Annotated in this window: 12 protein-coding genes and 2 riboswitches; of the genes, 5 read left to right on the plus strand and 7 right to left on the minus strand. The window is 63.8% G+C overall.

All coding sequences use genetic code 11. The features are described 5' to 3' along the window. Positions 1 to 42 precede the first annotated feature (42 nt). The 5 genes from TU79_RS18865 to TU79_RS18885 form a co-directional block, all read right to left on the minus strand. On the minus strand, positions 43 to 774 hold the full coding sequence (locus tag TU79_RS18865; protein ID WP_173670273.1) for a vWA domain-containing protein: 732 nt from the start codon (positions 772 to 774) through the stop codon (positions 43 to 45). Beyond that, on the minus strand, positions 699 to 1,697 hold the full coding sequence (locus TU79_RS18870; RefSeq protein ID WP_057009417.1) for a magnesium chelatase ATPase subunit I: 999 nt from the start codon (positions 1,695 to 1,697) through the stop codon (positions 699 to 701). Before TU79_RS18870 ends, TU79_RS18865 begins: the two co-directional genes overlap by 76 nt. A 44-nt stretch (positions 1,698 to 1,741) precedes the next feature. Continuing rightward, positions 1,742 to 5,503: a cobaltochelatase subunit CobN gene (cobN, locus tag TU79_RS18875; protein WP_057009418.1), complete on the minus strand. Its 3,762-nt coding sequence runs from the start codon at positions 5,501 to 5,503 to the stop codon at positions 1,742 to 1,744. 3 nt (positions 5,504 to 5,506) lie between these two features. After that, positions 5,507 to 6,568, minus strand: a complete 1,062-nt coding sequence (gene cobW / locus TU79_RS18880) for a cobalamin biosynthesis protein CobW (RefSeq protein WP_057009419.1) — start codon at positions 6,566 to 6,568, stop codon at positions 5,507 to 5,509. 93 nt (positions 6,569 to 6,661) lie between these two features. Next, positions 6,662 to 6,861: riboswitch (cobalamin riboswitch) on the minus strand. A 52-nt stretch (positions 6,862 to 6,913) separates the two neighbouring features. Further along, positions 6,914 to 8,491, minus strand: coding sequence for a M10 family metallopeptidase C-terminal domain-containing protein (locus tag TU79_RS18885; protein WP_156418199.1), 1,578 nt, complete (start codon positions 8,489 to 8,491; stop codon positions 6,914 to 6,916). 11 nt (positions 8,492 to 8,502) lie between these two features. Further along, a riboswitch (cobalamin riboswitch) is annotated at positions 8,503 to 8,717 on the plus strand. A gap of 94 nt (positions 8,718 to 8,811) precedes the next feature. Here TU79_RS18885 and TU79_RS18890 point away from each other — a divergent pair. From TU79_RS18890 to cobM, 4 genes are all read left to right on the plus strand, one after another. Next, the gene (locus TU79_RS18890) at positions 8,812 to 9,000 is read left to right on the plus strand and encodes a CbtB domain-containing protein (RefSeq protein ID WP_057009421.1); all 189 of its coding nucleotides are present in this window, start codon (positions 8,812 to 8,814) and stop codon (positions 8,998 to 9,000) included. A gap of 11 nt (positions 9,001 to 9,011) precedes the next feature. Next, positions 9,012 to 9,704 (plus strand): CbtA family protein, encoded by a 693-nt coding sequence (locus tag TU79_RS18895; protein ID WP_057009422.1) that lies wholly within the window; start codon positions 9,012 to 9,014, stop codon positions 9,702 to 9,704. Continuing rightward, a complete protein-coding gene (locus TU79_RS18900; protein WP_057009423.1) occupies positions 9,701 to 10,093 on the plus strand; it encodes a cobalamin biosynthesis protein in 393 nt (130 codons plus the stop codon). The genes TU79_RS18895 and TU79_RS18900 overlap by 4 nt, the downstream gene beginning before the upstream one ends. Before the next feature lie 67 nt (positions 10,094 to 10,160). Then, positions 10,161 to 10,907, plus strand: a complete 747-nt coding sequence (gene cobM, locus TU79_RS18905) for a precorrin-4 C(11)-methyltransferase (RefSeq protein ID WP_057009424.1) — start codon at positions 10,161 to 10,163, stop codon at positions 10,905 to 10,907. Between the two features lie 107 nt (positions 10,908 to 11,014). Here cobM and nfuA read toward each other — a convergent pair whose 3' ends face one another. Continuing rightward, entirely contained in the window at positions 11,015 to 11,599 is a 585-nt protein-coding gene (gene nfuA / locus TU79_RS18910; protein ID WP_003190728.1) for a Fe-S biogenesis protein NfuA, read from the minus strand. A 261-nt stretch (positions 11,600 to 11,860) separates the two neighbouring features. Between nfuA and metH the strand changes: the two genes are divergently transcribed. Next, a complete protein-coding gene (gene metH / locus TU79_RS18915) occupies positions 11,861 to 15,571 on the plus strand; it encodes a methionine synthase (RefSeq protein ID WP_057009425.1) in 3,711 nt (1,236 codons plus the stop codon). A gap of 36 nt (positions 15,572 to 15,607) precedes the next feature. On the opposite strand, the gene TU79_RS18920 is transcribed toward metH, so the two are convergent. Next, positions 15,608 to 16,675 (minus strand): ABC transporter substrate-binding protein, encoded by a 1,068-nt coding sequence (locus TU79_RS18920; protein ID WP_057009426.1) that lies wholly within the window; start codon positions 16,673 to 16,675, stop codon positions 15,608 to 15,610. Between the last annotated feature and the right edge of the window lie 17 nt (positions 16,676 to 16,692).

Here is a 16,692-nt window from a genome sequence, read left to right on the forward strand (position 1 = left end):
TCGCCACAGGCTCAAACGGCTTGTGCAGGATGCTCTGCAGCGCTACCTGGCATCGATATGCTGATAGTCCAGGTTCAATCCGTCTGCCAGCTGTTGCGCCCTTCCCAGCCGGATCGGGCCGCGTTCGATATCCACCAGCAAGCCCGGGCAGTCGAGTTGGGGCAGTTGATCGATGGCCTTGAGGCGGCCATCCGTGATGATCAACAGGCGTTGCTGCTCAGTGGGATGACGTTTGCGCCGCACCTGCAGCCACTGCGCGGCCTCGCTCAACGCCGCGAGCAAGGGCGTGCCGCCGCCGGCGCCCAGTTGCGCGAGCCAGTCGGCCAGGCCTTTGGCGGCTTTCAGGCCTTGTACCTGCCACTGCGGCGATGGCCCGCTGGCGGTCAGCAAGGCCATGCGCGCCCGTTGCCGGTAAGCGTCATCAAACAGCTGCGCGAGCAGGCCCTTGGCGTCGCTCAGTGCGCGGTGCCGCCGAGTGGAGGCCGAGGCGTCGACGATCACCAGCCACAGCTCATGGGCCGCACGATTGCGCTGCTGGAAGCGTAAATCCTCACGCGAGTGTGGGCGCCCGCCGAGCAAGGTGCCCGGCCAGTTGACTGTGCCCTGCTCGGCGTCGCGCGCCTTGCCGTGCCTGCCGCTGGTGAGTCGACCCGCTCGGGGCCGTGCATCCGCCCCCGGGTCAGGTCGGGGGCGGATGCCTAGGGCTTTTTTGGCCAGGCGGGCACTTCGCGGCGCGCGCCGGTGGGCAGTGCCGGCGCGGGCAAGTCGCCCCATTGGCCCTGGCCCGGCGAGGTGTCCGACGGTTGCGCAGACTGGCCTTGATCGGGCGGGCTCGCCGGTGGCGATTGCTGCTGGCGGCGATGGCGCAAGGCAAACTCGGCCACCGCCTGGATGTCTTCCTCGGCGATGGTATCGGCGCCGCGCCAGGCTGCATGGGCACGGGCGCCGCGCAGCCAGACCAGGTCGGCGCGCAGGCCGTCGACACCGGCGGCGAAACAGCGCTCGGTGATCTGCGCCAGCGTCTCGTCATCCAGGGCAATACGCTCCAGCCGCTCACGCGCCTGGGTGCAACGCGCGCGCAAGGCGGCCTGGGGCGCGGCCCATTGCGCGCAGAAGGCCGCGGGGTCGCTGTCGAAGTCCAGGCGACGGCGGATGATCTGCCCACGCTCGGCCGGCAGGGTGTGGCCGCTCAGCGCCACATTGAAGCCGAAGCGGTCGAGCAGTTGCGGGCGCAACTCGCCCTCCTCCGGGTTCATGGTGCCAATCAGCACAAAGCGCGCCGCATGCCGGTGGGAAATACCGTCGCGCTCGATCAGGTTGGTGCCGCTGGCGGCCACGTCCAGCAGCAAGTCGACCAGATGGTCCGGCAGCAGGTTGACTTCATCCACATACAGCACGCCGCCGTCAGCCTTGGCCAACACGCCGGGAGAAAACTGCGCGCGGCCTTCGCCCAGCGCCGCGTCGAGGTCGAGGGTGCCCACCAGCCGCTCTTCGGTGGCGCCCAGGGGCAAGGTGACGAACTGCCCGCTGGCGAGCAGGTCCGCCAGGCCACGGGCCAGGGTCGACTTGGCCATGCCGCGCGGTCCTTCGATCAGCACGCCGCCGATTTTCGGGTCGATGGCGGCCAGGCACAGCGCCAGTTTCAGGTCGTCGGCGCCGACGACGGCGGACAGCGGGAAATGGGGAATATCGGTCATACCGGCTCTCTTTAAATTCTGCTACTTGTTGTGGCGATCGCTCATCAGCTGCCTTCTTCCATATCAAGCAACAGGTTTTCCAGCGCTTCACGGTAGGCGCCCGGCGCTTGCCACTGGCCGCGCTGCTGGGCTTCGAGCATGCGCTCGGTCATGTCACGCAACGCCGCCGGGTTGTGCTGTTGCACGAAGGCGCGAGTGTCCGGGTCGAGCAGGTAGGCGTCGGCGAGCAAGGCGTATTGGTGATCGTCGATCAGCTCGGTGGTGGCGTCGAAGGCAAATAGGTTGTCCACGGTCGCCGCCATTTCGAACGCACCTTTGTAGCCATGGCGCTTCACGCCGTCGATCCACTTGGGGTTGGCCGCCCGGGAGCGAATCACCCGGTTGAGTTCTTCCTTGAGGGTGCGGATTTTCGGCAGGTCCGGTTGGCTGTGGTCGCCATGGTAGCTGGCGGCCTTGTCGCCGCTCAGGGTTTCCACGGCGGCAAGCATGCCGCCCTGGAACTGGTAGTAGTCGTTGGAATCGAGCAGGTCGTGCTCGCGATTGTCCTGATTCTGCACCACTGCCTGCACCTGGCTCAGGCGCCGCGCGAAAGGCTCGCGGGCCTCGGTGCCTTCGTCGGCACCGCCGTAGGCGTAGCCGCCCCAATTGAGGTAGACCTCGGCCAGGTCCTCGCGGCTCTGCCACAGGCGCCCGTCAATGGCGCCCTGCACACCGGCACCGTAGGCGCCCGGTTTGGCGCCGAAGATGCGCCAGCCGGCCTGTTTCGCGGCGGTTTCTTCGTCCAGGCCAGACGCCCGCAACGCCTCGCGCTCGTTGCGCACCTTGGCTGCGAGCGGGTTCATGTCGTCCGGCTCATCCAGCGCCGCCACCGCCTGCACCGCCGCATCGAACAGGCGGATCAGGTTGGCGAAGGCATCGCGGAAGAACCCGGACACGCGCAGCGTCACGTCCACGCGTGGGCGGTCGAGCAGGCTGATCGGCAGGATCTCGAAGTCGTCCACGCGCTGGCTGCCGGTGGCCCACACCGGGCGCACGCCCATCAGCGCCATGGCCTGGGCGATGTCATCGCCGCCGGTGCGCATGGTGGCGGTGCCCCACACCGACAGGCCGAGCTGGCGCAGGTGGTCGCCGTGGTCCTGCAAGTGCCGCTCAAGGATCAGGTTGGCCGACTGGAAACCGATGCGCCAGGCGGTGGTGGTCGGCAGGTTGCGCACGTCCACGCTGAAAAAGTTGCGCCCGGTGGGCAGCACGTCGAGGCGCCCACGGCTCGGCGCGCCGCTGGGACCCGCCGGCACGAAGCGGCCATTCAAGGCGTCCAGCAAACCGCGCATTTCCGCCGGGCCGCAGGCGTCCAGGCGCGGCGCAACGATGATGCGCAAATGCTCGACCACCGCTTTCACGTCCTCCCAGCCCGGCGCCTCAAGCTGCTCCAGCGGGCCTTCGAGCGCCTGCTCGATCAAGCGCGCCGCGTACAGTTCCAGACGTTCGCGGGTGTCACCGGCGGTGCGCCAACGCTGTGGATCGATGCGCTGCAACACGTCGGGGCGCGGGCCGCCCCACGGTTCGGCCAACGCGCAGTCCAGCGGGTCGAAGCCCAGCGCGAAGGCCTTGGCCAACACGCGCAGCAGGCTCGACTGCGCGCCACGACCGTCGTCACGCGGGATGCGCAGCAACGCCAGCAACGTGTCGATGCGCAGCCGGCCTTGGGGCGACTCACCAAAGATATGCAGGCCGTCGCGGATCTGCGACTCCTTGAGATCGCACAGGTAGGTGTCCAGGCGCGGCAGCCACACGGACGCCTCGGCGTCGCTGTCCAGCGCCAGCTCCTGGTCGATCCGGGTTTCGCGCACCAGCGCGAGGATGTCCTTTTGCAGCGCCAGCGCGCGCCGTGGATCGAGCAGTTGCGCGTCGTAATATTCGTCCGCCAGCAGCTCGAGGTTGCGCAGCGGGCCGTAGGTTTCGGCGCGGGTCAGCGGCGGCATCAGGTGGTCGATGATCACCGCTTGGGTTCGCCGCTTGGCTTGGGCGCCCTCGCCCGGGTCGTTGACGATAAAGGGATAGATATTCGGCAACGGCCCGAGCAATGCGTCCGGCCAGCAGTTTTCTGACAGGCCCACGCCCTTGCCCGGCAGCCATTCGAGGTTGCCGTGCTTGCCAACGTGAATCACGCCGTGAGCGCCGTAGGTGTGGCGCAGCCAGAAGTAGAACGCTAGATAGGCGTGGGGCGGCACCAGGTCGGGGTCGTGATACACCGCGCTGGCATCCACCTGATAACCCCGCGCCGGCTGGATGCCGACGAACGTCAGGCCCAGGCGCAACCCGGCGATCATCAGGCGGCCATCGCGGCACATCGGGTCGTTCTGCGGCGCGCCCCAGCGCTCCAGCACCGCCTGTTGATTGGCGGCGGGCAGGCGCGCAAACATCGCCGCGTAGTCGTCCAGGCCCAGGCTCTGGTGGCAGGGGCGCAGGTCGAGGCTGTCGAGGTCGTTGGTGACGCCGCCGAGCAGCTCGTGAATCAGCGCCGTGCCGCTTTCCGGCAACGCATCCGGCAGCGGATAACCTTCGGCCTGCAGGGCACGCAGGATATTCAGCGCGGCGGCCGGGGTGTCCAGGCCCACGCCGTTGCCGATGCGGCCATCGCGGGTCGGGTAGTTGGCGAGGATCAGCGCGATGCGCTTGTCGCCGTTGGCCACCCGCGCCAGATCGACCCAGCGCCGCGCCAGCTCGGCGACGAAGTCCATGCGCTCGGGCGCGGCGCGGTAGCACACCACGTCCGACTGGCTGCGCTCGCTGCGCCAGGCCAAATCCTTGAAGCTGATGGGCCGGCTGATGATGCGCCCGTCCAGCTCCGGCAAGGCAATGTGCATCGCCAGATCACGCGGGCCGAGGCCTTGTGCGCTGGCTTCCCAGCCGGGCTGGTTGTCTTGCGCGCAGATCGCCTGGATCACCGGGATATTGCGGCGAAACGGGCGCAGATGCGGTGCTTCGGGGCTGGACTGGGCAAAGCCGGTGGTGTTGAGGATCACCGCCGCCTGCACCTCGTCGAGCAGGTCCTCGACCACCGTGAGGCAGCCGGGCTCTTTGAGACTGGCCACCGCCATCGGCAACGGGTTGAGGCCCGCCGCCTGCAGGCGCTGGCAGAACACATCGATAAAACCGGTGTTGGCCGCCTGCAAATGCGAGCGGTAGAACAGCACCGCTGCGACCGGCAGATCGGCGCGCCATTCGGCCTGCCAGTCCTGCAGCGTGGCATTGGCGTTGTGCGGGTGATAAATGGCCGTGCGCGGCAGGGTCTGTGGCTCGACCCACGCATAGTCGCGGCCCAGGTAGCCCGAGGCCAGGCAGCGATAGAAATTCAGCGCATTGCCCAAACCGCCCTGGCGCAGGAAGTGCCACAAACGGTCACGCTCCTGCACCCCGACGGTGCTCAGGCTGCCCAACTCAGGGTCCGGGCGGTCGCACCCTGGCACCAGAATCAGCTGCACGCCGCGCTCGGCCAATGCCACCAGGCGCTCGACGCCATAGCGCCAATAGCCGATGCCGCCATGCAGCGAGATCAGGATCACCTTGGCGTGGCGCAGCACCTGATCCACGTAGAGGTCGACCGAGGCGTGGTTCTGCACCTGCATCGGATTGGCCAGGCGCAGGCTGGGGTAGTCGTCGGGCAACTGCCGGGCCGCTTCGGCCAGCAGCGCCAGGCTCGAATCGCCGCTGCACAGGATCACCAGCTCAGCGGGGGTCTGTCCAAGGTCGGCAATATTGTCGTCCGAGACGAAACCACCGGGCTGGGTCCTGAGCAGGTGCATGGCTTAAACGCTGAGCGCGGCGCGCAGTTGCGCTTCGAGGCCTGCGGCGTCCAGCTCCTGGCCGATCAGCACCAGACGGGTAATGCGCGCTTCGTCGGCGCCCCAGGCGCGGTCGAAGTGCTTGTCAAAGCGGGTGCCCACGCCCTGGATCAACAGGCGCATCGGTTTGTTGGGAATGGCGGCAAAACCCTTGATACGCAGGATGCCGTGCTGCACCACCAACTGGGTCAGGGCGTCGAGCAACAGGGCTTCGTCGGCTTGCGGCAGGTCGATGGAGATGGAGTCGAAGGCGTCGTGATCGTGGTCGTCTTCACCTTCGTGGTGCGCATCGTGATGGCTGTGGCGCGCGTCGATGTGTTCTTCGGAGCCGGCGCCCAGGCCGATCAGAACGTCCAACGGCACGCGGCCGCTGCTGGCTTCGATGACCTTGACCGCCGGCGGCAGCTCTTCGGCGACTTCCAGGCGCACGCGGGCCAGGTCGTCGGGGCTGATCAGGTCGGCCTTGTTGAGGATCACCAGGTCAGCGCTGGCCAGTTGGTCGGCGAACAGTTCGTGCAGCGGCGATTCGTGGTCCAGGTTCGGGTCGAGCTTGCGCTGGGCGTCGACCTGGTCCGGGAAGGCGGCGAACGTGCCGGCGGCCACGGCCGGGCTGTCGACCACGGTGATCACGGCGTCCACCGTGCAGGCGCTGCGGATTTCCGGCCACTGGAAGGCCTGCACCAACGGTTTTGGCAGGGCCAGGCCCGAGGTTTCAATGAGGATATGGTCGAGGTCGCCGCGACGGGCCACCAGTTCGCGCATCACCGGGAAAAATTCTTCCTGCACGGTGCAGCACAGACAGCCGTTGGCCAGTTCGTACACACGGCCGTTGGCTTCTTCCTCGGTGCAACCGATGGAGCACTGCTTGAGGATTTCACCGTCGATACCCAGCTCGCCAAACTCGTTGACGATCACCGCGATGCGGCGGCCCTGGGCGTTGTCCAGCATATGGCGCAACAGGGTGGTCTTGCCCGAGCCGAGGAAGCCGGTGACGATGGTGACGGGAAGTTTGGCCAGTGTTTTCATCGGATGCCCTTTGGGGCGGGCATACGGGACGATAGGCCCTGCGACGGCGCGCAGCAGCGGATTTCGTCACCGGATCACCCCGCCCGGTTGAATTGGAAAATCGGTTGCGAGGCAGGTCTCCTGGCTTGGGGCTTGCGGGTCTTGCGACCGGCGCCGACTGCGCCTTCCCGCCGGATCGGCAGTGGCGTGGCAGTCAACAGAACCCTTCACAGTTGCGGGGGCAGCCGCGGCTTGAACCGCGTTCCCTTCTTAGCTTCGACCTGGGCCGAAGAACCTCGAAGGCGCAAGGCTACGCAGTGCTTGGCGAGCGGTCAATGTGCGATGCCCTGGATTCTGACGCCGCCGTTAAACGTAACGATGCTTGACCGGCACGCCCATCACGATGTCGGACAGCGCGATGCGCCCATGGCTTTCGAGGTAGAAATCAATTTCGCCGTTACCGGTGAGGTCCAGTACCAGCCACGACTCGTTCTTTTGCGGGTCGTAGCCAAGGCCCGCCTCACCGGGCCTGCCGGAGAGTCGGTTGACGAAGGTAAGGTCTTTGAGCCCGTGCTTGCGCAATAATCTGGAGATGTCGACTTTGTCCTCGCCCGTGACAAAATCCTTCAACACATCAGGGTGGTATAACGTCGAGTCAGTGGCATTTTCGTACTCGAAAGTATCCCTTCCTGCGCCGCTCCACAGGTGATCAGCGCCGCCACCGCCCTTGAGCCGGTTGCCGGCATCATTACCGATCAGCACATCAGCGCCTGAACCGCCGACGGCATTCTCCAGGGTAACGCCCCTGGCGATTGAAACATTACCCTTCATGCCGCCGACGTCGGAGAACGATTCAGCGCGCAGGTTGATCACCTGATTCTGATGGTAGCCGGAGAAGTCCAGCGTATCGTTACCGCCGCCATCCCATACACAGAACACGGCAGCGTCCCGAGGAGACACCAGCGAAAGATCGTCTCGCCGGGTATTGGAATTGAAGCCGTAGGTGGTGTCTGTGTTACGGGTGCTGTAATTGGCGCCGTAGGCCTTTTGGGCCCAGGCAATGTCGGTCATCAATGGCCCCGAGGCATACTCGCCCTGGTGATCATGGCCTGTATTGCTCGCGTCGAAATAGCTCATGACCGAGTAGGCCCGGCTGTCCTCTGCGAAAATGGCATGCTCCCTGTAGTTGCTCGGGCCGCGCGACGCGTCATAGTCACCCGTGTGGGCCGCGCCCAGCAAGTGTCCGATTTCGTGGGTCAGCGTATGACGTCCGTAGCCGTTTACGGTGGGCGCGCGATTGACCCAATGGTGCGAATTCAGACGTACCCGCCCCGAATGTTCGGAAAACGCAGCGTCAGCGACATTGGGCTCCGCACTATTGACGAAACGTAACTGGCCTTCCGGCGCACCGGCTTCTTCTTCAAACTCGATATTCGCTACATCTGCCCAGGACCGCATTGAAAGACGGGCCTGTTCTTGTTGGGTTTGATTAAACCGGGTCTCTCCTGATGCAACTTCACGAAACGTATAACCCAGCCGCAGTACTTTATCGTAATTACGGTCCTGTAATCGGCGCTGTCTTCGATCTATCTGGCTGGCGGCCTGATCGGTGGACCAGGACGGCTTGCTGAGGCCCGCGTGATAGTGCTGGTGGCCAGCGTCCTTTGCCTTGTATTGCGGGCCGGCGGCCTCAACGTGCGGATGTATAATATTTTGACTAACCATCGGAGGATTTAAACTGGCGCGCGATATAACGGACATAAAAGGCCTTATCAACTTAATGGATAACATCAACTTCAGCGCGTCTACCTTCCGATATCCACTCACGAAAAAAAAGTGCATCAGACGCGCAAAGCAATTGGGAATATTACTTGGCAAAAATGCCACTACGCCTTTTACGCCGCGACTGTTCGTCATCGCCTGCTCCAATTGACGCCCAGTCATGCTCGTGTTTTCCTGTACATCTTGTTTCGGGTGCCCTTCACAGGGTGAAACGGGAAACCGGTGAGTCATGACCTGCAATAAATGGGTATGACAAGTCCGGTGCTGCCCCCGCAACGGTAAGCGAGTGAAGCGTCAGATCCACTGTGCCAGCAGGCATGGGAAGGCGATGCTTTTCGACCCTGTGTCCCTCGCAAGCCCGGAGACCGGCCCGAAAAATCAGATAACAAACCCGCGGTGGGCGGGCGCTGTTCGACCCCGCGCGCCCGGCTCGCGGGGTTTTCATGCGCTCGTTTCGCCCAGACACTTGATAGGGACGCGCCATGTCGATCATCAGCAGCACCTCTCACACCGCCAGCAGCACCGCCACCCTGAGCCAACGCCTCACCGCCGCCATCGTGGCGTCGATTCTCGGCGCGTGCCTGGTGTATTTCGCAGGGTTCTCGCATATCGAGGCGGTGCACAACGCTGCCCACGATACCCGCCACAGCGCCGCGTTCCCGTGCCACTGAGGCCTGCTGACATGATCAAGCGTATTGCGCAAACCGCCGGTTTTACCGGCCTGCTGGCCGCCCTGCTGCTGACTCTGCTGCAAAGCTTCTGGGTCGCCCCGTTGATTCTGCAGGCCGAAACATTCGAGAAGGCGCCGGCTGCAACCGAAGTGGCCCATGAGCACGCTGCCCATGGCCACGACGCCGAAGCCTGGGAGCCGGAGGATGGCTGGCAGCGCGTACTGTCGACCACCGGCGGTAACCTGGTGGTAGCGGTGGGTTTCGCGCTGATGCTGGCCGGTCTCTACACCCTGCGCGCACCGACCCGCACGTCCCAGGGCTTGCTATGGGGCCTGGCCGGTTACGCGACGTTTGTACTGGCGCCCACCCTGGGCCTGCCGCCGGAATTGCCGGGCACTGCCGCCGCCGACCTGGCGCTGCGCCAGACCTGGTGGATCGGCACCGCTGCCTCAACGGCTGCCGGTATTGCGCTGATCGTGTTCGGCCGCAACTGGCTGCTTAAAGTCCTCGGCGTGGCGATCCTGGCGGTGCCCCACGTAATCGGCGCGCCGCAGCCTGAGGTGCATGCAATGCTGGCGCCGGAGGCCCTCGAAGCACAGTTCAAGATCGCGTCGCATTTGACCAACGTCGTGTTCTGGCTGGCCCTGGGCCTGATCAGCGCCTGGCTGTTCCGGCGCAACCGCGACGGTCAATACTCGGCATGATTCTGACTGTGGGCCTGGGTTGTCAGCGCGGTTGTGATGTTCACACCCTGCTGGCGCTGCTTGACGGCGCCCTGGCCGAGGCGGGCATCGACCGCCAGCGTGTCAGCGCGCTGGCCAGCATGGATCGCAAACAGGATGAGCCGGGGCTGATTGCCCTGGCCCAACGGCTGCAATTGCCATTGCAGTGTTTCAGCGCTGCCCAACTGGCGATTTATGAAGACTGCCTGAGCCACAAATCAGCCGTCGCCTTTGCCCACACCGGTTGCCATGGCATTGCCGAAAGTGCCGCCCTCGCCCTGGCAGAACAGCTTTCGGGCGCCCCTGCGCGCCTGTTGATCAGTCGCAGGAATAACGCCAAGGCTACCTTTGCGTTGGCCTGCGCCGGCTGAACCTTGATAATCGCCTATTTCGATCATGAGCCGTCTTCATGCTCCACTACCTCCCGCAGGAACTTCCATGACCGTTTACTTTATCGGCGCAGGTCCAGGCGATCCGGAATTGATCACCGTCAAGGGCCAGCGGCTGATTCGCAGTTGCCCGGTGATCATCTACGCCGGCTCGCTGGTGCCGGCGGCGGTCCTGGAAGGCCACCAGGCGCGTCAGGTGGTCAACAGCGCTGAACTGCATCTGGAACAGATCATCGAGTTGATCGAGGTCGCCCACGCCAGCGGCCAGGATGTGGCCCGCGTGCACTCTGGCGACCCGAGCCTGTATGGGGCGATTGGCGAACAGATCCGTCATTTGCGCGAGCTGAATATCCCGTTCCAGATCATCCCGGGCGTCACCGCGGTAGCCGCCTGCGCCGCATTGCTGGAAACCGAACTGACCCTGCCGGACATCGCCCAGAGCGTGATCCTGACCCGCTACGCCGATAAGACCCGCATGCCGGACGGCGAGGACTTCGACAGCCTTGCGCGCCATGGCACCACGATGGCGATTCATCTGGGGGTCAATCATCTGGAAAAGATCGTCGCCCAGCTGCTGCCGCACTATGGCGCCGACTGCCCGATTGCCGTGGTGCACCGCGCAACGTGGCCGGATCAGGACTGGGTGGTGGGCACGCTCAGTGATATTGCGCAGAAAGTCGCGGCCAAGGGTTTCAGGCGTACGGCGTTGATTGTGGTGGGGCGAGTGCTGAGCAGTGACAGTTTTGGTGATTCTTCGCTGTACCGCGCCGGCCATGCCCACCTCTATCGCCCGTGAATGAACACAGTGATCGGGTTTGTGGAATCGATGGTGTAAGCCCTGAATTCACGCAATAAAAAACGGCGCTCACGGGCGCCGTTTTTTGTTCGCAGCGAACGCCTTACTCAGTAGTAGGCGTTTTCTTTCTGCGTGTGGTCAGTCACGTCGCGTACGCCCTTGAGCTCCGGAATGCGTTCGAGCAAGGTGCGCTCGATGCCTTCACGCAGGGTCACGTCCGCCTGGCCGCAGCCCTGGCAACCGCCGCCGAACTTGAGTACGGCAATGCCATCATCGACCACATCGATCAGGCTGACCTGACCGCCGTGGCTGGCCAGCCCCGGGTTGATCTCGGTTTGCAGGTAGTAGTTGATGCGCTCATTGACCGGGCTGTCGGCGTTGACGTTCGGCACCTTGGCGTTGGGCGCCTTGATGGTCAACTGGCCGCCCATGCGGTCGGTGGCGTAGTCGACCACGGCGTCGTCCAGGAAAGCTTCGCTGAAGGCGTCGATGTAAGCGGTGAAGCTTTTCAGCCCCAGCGCGGTGTCTTCAGGTTTCTCTTCGCCAGGCTTGCAGTAGGCAATGCACGTCTCGGCGTACTGGGTGCCGGGCTGGGTAATAAAGACGCGGATACCGATACCCGGGGTGTTCTGCTTGGACAGCAGGTCAGCCAGGTAATCGTGGGCGGCGTCGGTAATGGTTATGGCAGTCATGGAAACTCCTCACAGGCTTGGGGGGAGTTTACGCCAAATTATTACGCAGGTACAAAGTCCGAGTGTTTTTGTCGGAATAGCGCTGAAAGAACACACGCGCTTACAGATTCCCACGGCGCAGGCCCTGATGCGCACTGCATCGCCGCAACAGCTTTACGCGCCACAACATGAGCGATATTCATGAAAAACCGCGCACGCTCAAAATCGGCACAGGTTTGCTATGATTCACGCCCTCCGTAATGCCTGACCCAGAGTAGTCCCATGTCCGATCGTAGCGCTCGCCTGCAAGCCCTTCACCAAGCCCTCAAGGACCGTATCCTGATCCTCGACGGCGGCATGGGCACGATGATCCAGAGCTACAAGCTCGAAGAACAGGATTATCGCGGCAAGCGCTTCGCCGACTGGCCGAGCGACGTGAAGGGCAATAACGACCTGCTGGTGATCACCCGCCCGGACGTGATCGGCGGTATCGAGAAGGCCTACCTGGATGCGGGCGCCGACATTCTGGAAACCAACACCTTCAACGCCACGCGTATCTCCATGGCCGACTACGGCATGGAAGAGCTGGCCTATGAACTGAACGTGGAAGGTGCGCGTCTGGCGCGCCAGGTGGCTGATGCCAAGACCCTGGAAAACCCGGCCAAACCGCGCTTTGTCGCCGGCGTGCTCGGCCCTACCAGCCGCACCTGCTCACTGTCGCCGGACGTGAACAACCCCGGCTACCGCAACGTGACCTTCGACGAACTGGTGGAAAACTACACCGAAGCCACCAAGGGCCTGATCGAAGGCGGCGCCGACCTGATCCTGATCGAGACCATCTTCGACACCCTCAACGCCAAGGCTGCGATTTTCGCCGTGCAGGGCGTGTTCGAGGAACTGGGCGTCGAGCTGCCGATCATGATTTCCGGCACCATCACCGACGCCTCCGGCCGCACCCTGTCGGGCCAGACCACCGAAGCGTTCTGGAACTCCGTGGCCCACGCCAAACCGATTTCCGTGGGCCTGAACTGCGCCCTCGGCGCCAGCGACCTGCGCCCTTACCTGGAAGAGCTGTCGAACAAGGCCAACACCCATGTGTCCGCGCACCCCAATGCCGGCCTGCCCAACGAATTCGGCGAATACGATGAATTGCCGTCGGAAACCGCCAAGGTCATCGAAGAGTTCGCCCAAAGTGGCTTCCTCAATATCGTCGGCGGCTGCTGCGGCACCACGCCCGGCCACATTGAAGCCATCGCCAACGCGGTGGCCGGCTATGCGCCGCGTGCGATCCCCGACATTCCCAAAGCCTGCCGACTGTCGGGGCTGGAGCCGTTCACCATTGATCGCAGCTCGCTGTTCGTCAACGTCGGCGAACGCACCAACATCACCGGTTCCGCGCGCTTTGCCCGGCTGATTCGTGAAGACAACTACACCGAAGCCCTGGAAGTCGCCCTGCAGCAGGTGGAAGCCGGTGCGCAGGTGATCGACATCAACATGGACGAAGGCATGCTCGATTCGAAGAAGGCCATGGTGACCTTCCTCAATCTGATTGCCGGCGAGCCGGACATCTCCCGCGTGCCGATCATGATCGATTCCTCCAAGTGGGAAGTGATCGAAGCCGGCCTCAAGTGCATCCAGGGCAAGGGCATCGTCAACTCCATCAGCATGAAGGAAGGCGTGGAGCAGTTCATTCATCACGCCAAACTGTGCAAGCGCTATGGCGCCGCCGTGGTGGTGATGGCCTTCGACGAAGCCGGCCAGGCCGACACCGAAGCGCGCAAGAAGGAAATCTGCAAACGCTCCTACGACATTCTGGTGAATGAAGTCGGCTTCCCGCCGGAAGACATTATCTTTGACCCGAACATCTTCGCGGTCGCCACCGGTATCGAAGAGCACAACAACTACGCCGTCGACTTCATCAACGCCTGTGCCTATATCCGCGACGAGCTGCCGTATGCGCTGACCTCCGGCGGCGTGTCCAACGTGTCGTTCTCGTTCCGCGGCAACAACCCGGTGCGCGAGGCGATCCACTCGGTGTTCCTGCTGTATGCGATCCGCAACGGCCTGAGCATGGGCATCGTCAACGCCGGTCAACTGGAGATTTACGACCAGATTCCCGCCGAGTTGCGCGATGCCGTGGAAGACGTGGTGCTCAACCGCACCCCGGAAGGCACCGACGCCCTGCTCGCCATCGCCGACAAGTACAAGGGCGACGGCAGCGTCAAGGAGGCAGAGACCGAGGAATGGCGCGGCTGGCCGGTGAACAAGCGCCTGGAACATGCGCTGGTCAAGGGCATTACCACCCACATTGTTGAAGACACTGAAGAATCGCGCCAGTCGTTCGCACGCCCGATCGAGGTGATCGAAGGCCCGCTGATGTCGGGCATGAACATCGTCGGCGACCTGTTTGGCGCCGGCAAGATGTTCCTGCCCCAGGTGGTGAAATCCGCGCGGGTGATGAAGCAGGCGGTGGCCCACCTGATCCCGTTCATCGAACTGGAAAAAGGCGACAAGCCGGAAGCCAAGGGCAAGATCCTGATGGCCACGGTAAAGGGCGACGTGCATGACATTGGCAAGAACATCGTCGGCGTGGTGCTCGGTTGCAACGGGTATGACATTGTCGATTTGGGCGTGATGGTGCCGGCCGAGAAGATTCTGCAGGTGGCCAGGGAGCAGAAGTGCGACATCATCGGCCTGTCCGGCCTGATCACGCCGTCGCTGGACGAGATGGTGCACGTGGCCCGTGAGATGCAGCGCCAGGACTTCCACCTGCCGTTGATGATCGGCGGCGCGACCACCTCCAAGGCGCACACGGCGGTGAAAATCGAGCCCAAATACAGCAACGACGCGGTGATCTACGTCACCGACGCCTCGCGCGCCGTGGGTGTGGCCACGCAGTTGCTGTCCAGGGAGCTTAAGCCTGCGTTTGTCGAGAAAACCCGCCTGGAATACATCGATGTGCGTGAGCGCACGTCCAACCGCAGTGCGCGCACCGAGCGCCTGAGCTACCCGGCGGCGATTGCCAAGAAGCCACAGTTCGACTGGGGCAGCTACACGCCAGTGGTGCCGACCTTTACCGGCGCCAGGGTATTGGACAACATCGACCTCAACGTGCTGGCCGACTATATCGACTGGACGCCGTTCTTTATCTCCTGGGACCTGGCTGGCAAGTTCCCGCGCATCCTCGACGACGAAGTGGTTGGCGAGGCCGCGACCGCGCTGTACGCCGATGCCCGGGAAATGCTCAAAAAGCTGATCGACGAAAAACTCATCAGCGCCCGGGCGGTGTTCGGTTTCTGGCCGACCAACCAGGTGCAGGATGACGATCTGGAAGTCTACGGCGACGACGGCCAGCCGATTGCCCGGCTGCACCACCTGCGCCAGCAGATCATCAAAACCGACGGCAAGCCGAACTTCTCTCTGGCCGACTTTGTGGCGCCCAAGGCCAGCGGTGTAACCGACTATATCGGCGGCTTCATCACCACCGCCGGCATCGGCGCCGAGGAAGTGGCCAAGGCTTACCAGGACGCGGGCGACGACTACAACTCGATCATGGTCAAGGCCCTGGCCGACCGCCTGGCCGAGGCCTGCGCCGAGTGGCTGCACCAGCAGGTGCGTAAAGAGCATTGGGGTTATGCCAAGGACGAGCAACTGGACAACGAGGCGTTGATCAAGGAGCAATACAGCGGCATCCGCCCTGCCCCCGGCTACCCGGCGTGCCCGGACCACACCGAGAAAGCCCAGTTGTTCCAGTTGCTGGACCCCGAGGCGCGCGAAATGCATGCCGGGCGCAGCGGCGTGTTCCTCACCGAGCACTATGCGATGTTCCCGGCGGCGGCGGTCAGCGGCTGGTATTTCGCCCACCCGCAGGCGCAGTACTTTGCCGTGGGCAAGGTCGACAAGGATCAGGTGACCAGCTACACGGCGCGCAAGGGCCAGGACCTGGCCGTGACCGAGCGCTGGCTGGCGCCGAACCTGGGTTATGACAACTAGGCTTGGCAGGACGGTCGTGCGGCCCGCGACCGGCGTTTAACGCAGCAGCAGTTGCAGGCTGAACGGATAACGGTAGGACGCGGGCTTGCCCACCGCCGACAACGCGTGAAAGTCCACCGCCATCGGCGGCCCCAGTAAATGCCGGGCCTGGCTGGCATCGATCAACTGGAACAAGGCCGCCTGGCGATCGCGACCGCCATGGGCGTCGAGGTCCACGCCCTTGGCGTGATCATTGATCAACACCATCGCCCAGCCTCCCAGCGTGAAATGCCCGGCCACCAGGGTGGTCAGCCGCCCGTCCAGCCGCGCCTGCAGAATTTCCGGTGAGCTGTTGACCGCACTGAACAACACATCCTTGCCCGGCGCCCGTCCGCCCGTTTGCACGGCCTGCATCGCGCCCAGCGCCATCTCATCGTTGGCAGCCCACACCAGCACCGTCTGCGGGTTGCGCTTGAACAATTGCGTGGCCTGCTCAAAGGCCCGCTGTCGGCTCCACTCGCCATAGACCAGTTGGCGCAGACGCACTTCGGGATGCTCGGCCAGGGCACGGTGCAAGCCGCGCTCACGCAACTGCGCAGCCGGGGTGGTCTTGGTGCCGGAAAATGCCAGCAGGTCGATGGACGCCCCGGGCGGCACCGGGCCGTACTGGCGCAGCAGGTCGATAAGCATCAGGTAGCCAGCCTGCTCGTCGTCAGCCACCAGGCTGGCGATCCAGTCGGGATGCTGGTGGCTGCCCATCATCTGAGCCTGATCGGCCGTCAGCGCGTTGTTCACGATCAACAACTTGACGCCGCTGCCCTCGGCCATGCGCAGGATCTGCGGGGCGATGTACTGCTCATTCACCAATACCAGGTAATCCGGCCGCACGTTGCCCTGCAGTGCCTCCCGGGCCTGGGCCAACGTAGTATCGGCAATGCGCTCGGAATAGCGCACGCGCAAATCCAGGCCCAGATCCGTGGCGGCGGCCTGCATGAATTGCGCATAGTTGACCCAGAAGGCTTCCGTTGACATACCCGGGTTGAGAAATACGACGGACGACGCCTGGGCCATCGCCGCCCACGTCGATCCGAGCAGCCACACACACGTAATCAAAACCTTCAACATGGTTGTCCGAGCCTTGA

Source organism: Pseudomonas trivialis (assembly GCF_001439805.1).
GTDB lineage: Bacteria > Pseudomonadota > Gammaproteobacteria > Pseudomonadales > Pseudomonadaceae > Aquipseudomonas > Aquipseudomonas trivialis.

Excerpts from the sequence above, each read along its gene's own strand:
- TU79_RS18865 (WP_173670273.1), bottom strand. The coding sequence starts at position 774 with ATGGGGCGACTTGCCCGCGCCGGCACTGCCCACCGGCGCGCGCCGCGA.
- TU79_RS18870 (WP_057009417.1), bottom strand. The coding sequence starts at position 1,697 with ATGACCGATATTCCCCATTTCCCGCTGTCCGCCGTCGTCGGCGCCGAC.
- cobN (WP_057009418.1), bottom strand. The coding sequence starts at position 5,503 with ATGCACCTGCTCAGGACCCAGCCCGGTGGTTTCGTCTCGGACGACAAT.
- cobW (WP_057009419.1), bottom strand. The coding sequence starts at position 6,568 with ATGAAAACACTGGCCAAACTTCCCGTCACCATCGTCACCGGCTTCCTC.
- TU79_RS18885 (WP_156418199.1), bottom strand. The coding sequence starts at position 8,491 with ATGACTGGGCGTCAATTGGAGCAGGCGATGACGAACAGTCGCGGCGTA.
- TU79_RS18890 (WP_057009421.1), top strand. The coding sequence starts at position 8,812 with ATGTCGATCATCAGCAGCACCTCTCACACCGCCAGCAGCACCGCCACC.
- TU79_RS18895 (WP_057009422.1), top strand. The coding sequence starts at position 9,012 with ATGATCAAGCGTATTGCGCAAACCGCCGGTTTTACCGGCCTGCTGGCC.
- TU79_RS18900 (WP_057009423.1), top strand. The coding sequence starts at position 9,701 with ATGATTCTGACTGTGGGCCTGGGTTGTCAGCGCGGTTGTGATGTTCAC.
- cobM (WP_057009424.1), top strand. The coding sequence starts at position 10,161 with ATGACCGTTTACTTTATCGGCGCAGGTCCAGGCGATCCGGAATTGATC.
- nfuA (WP_003190728.1), bottom strand. The coding sequence starts at position 11,599 with ATGACTGCCATAACCATTACCGACGCCGCCCACGATTACCTGGCTGAC.
- metH (WP_057009425.1), top strand. The coding sequence starts at position 11,861 with ATGTCCGATCGTAGCGCTCGCCTGCAAGCCCTTCACCAAGCCCTCAAG.
- TU79_RS18920 (WP_057009426.1), bottom strand. The coding sequence starts at position 16,675 with ATGTTGAAGGTTTTGATTACGTGTGTGTGGCTGCTCGGATCGACGTGG.